The organism is Pseudomonas sp. 5P_5.1_Bac1 (assembly GCF_025466015.1).
Taxonomy (GTDB): domain Bacteria; phylum Pseudomonadota; class Gammaproteobacteria; order Pseudomonadales; family Pseudomonadaceae; genus Aquipseudomonas.
The window spans coordinates 1-391 of record NZ_JANLNX010000022.1; the positions used below are offsets into that span (position 1 = coordinate 1).

The 391-nt window shown below is 65.2% G+C and carries 1 protein-coding gene; it reads right to left on the reverse strand.

Going from position 1 to position 391, the window contains the following annotated elements; all coding sequences use genetic code 11:
* Window positions 1-391: immunoglobulin-like domain-containing protein (locus NTD82_RS04370; RefSeq protein WP_262127886.1), on the reverse strand; the 391-nt coding region annotated here is incomplete at both ends.

The window sequence follows — 391 nt, forward strand, 5'->3', positions numbered from 1 at the left end:
CGGCGCGCCGGTGACGGGCGCGCTGACGGTCGCGGTGTAGGTGACGACGCCGCCTTCGGTCACGCTCGGCGTCGCAGTCAGGGTCACGGTCGAAGTATCGATCGTGTCGGTGACGGCGGTTACCGCTGGCGTGCTGCTGACGTTCAACTTCTCGAAATCGCCGCCGCTGGTGCCAGTGATGGTGGCGCTGACGTTGCCGCTGTCGACGTACACGGTGTTTTTCGGGGCGGCGATGGTGATGCTGCCTTCGGTGGCGTCCTTGGCGATGGTGATGGTTTCACCGTTGCTCAGAGTGACCTTCATTTCCGTGCCGGCCGGGTTGGTCAGTTTGGCGGTGTAGGTGATCTGGCCGCCTTCCTGGACGGTGCCGGTGGCGGTCAGCGAGACGCCA